This window comes from Methylobacterium sp. WL116 (assembly GCF_008039455.1).
In the GTDB taxonomy this organism is placed as follows: Bacteria; Pseudomonadota; Alphaproteobacteria; order Rhizobiales; family Beijerinckiaceae; genus Methylobacterium.
This window is the reverse complement of record NZ_VRUV01001112.1, coordinates 1-506: the sequence shown is the minus strand read 5'-3', so window position 1 is coordinate 506 and position 506 is coordinate 1. Positions and strand designations below refer to the sequence as shown.

The window sequence follows — 506 nt, the reverse complement described above, 5'->3', positions numbered from 1 at the left end:
GGGGTGCCCGGGCCGATGGTGCCGGACCCGGGCGTGCTGGCGGCCGGGGCTCAGGCCTCGCCGGGGGGCAGCAGCGCGAGTTCGCCGGGCTTGCGCAGGAAGGTGTCCTGCTGCGGGAAGTCCCGCCACCGGCACGAGAACACCCGGCCGTTCATGCCGATGATCTCGGCCTCCCACCACCCGTCCTCGGGTCCCTCATGGGCGAGGACGACGCTGCCGAGGCCGATCTCGTCGCGATCGCGCGGGATGAGGCTGCCGACAAAATTGTGGTCGCCGAACTTCGGCTTGGCCGGGCCGTCCGCCGCCTCCGTCGCCTGAACCGATCCGACAGGGGCCGCGGTGCCTTGATCCGGCTCGCCGGGCCCGGCTGCTTCCGGCTGCGGGGTCTCGCTGCCTTCCTTGGTCGCCGCTATCGCCGCGGCGGCGGGCTCGTCCCTGTCCTCGGGGCGTTCGGTGATGCTGAGGCCGGCGCTCTCGCCGGCGAGCGCCACGAGGCGCCCGTAGAG

At 73.9% G+C, this 506-nt stretch carries 1 protein-coding gene; it reads right to left on the bottom strand.

What is annotated here, in order from left to right:
- Positions 1-50: 50 nt before the first annotated feature.
- Entirely contained in the window at positions 51-491 is a 441-nt protein-coding gene (locus FV223_RS32325) for a hypothetical protein (protein ID WP_246689876.1), read from the bottom strand.
- Positions 492-506 lie beyond the last annotated feature (15 nt).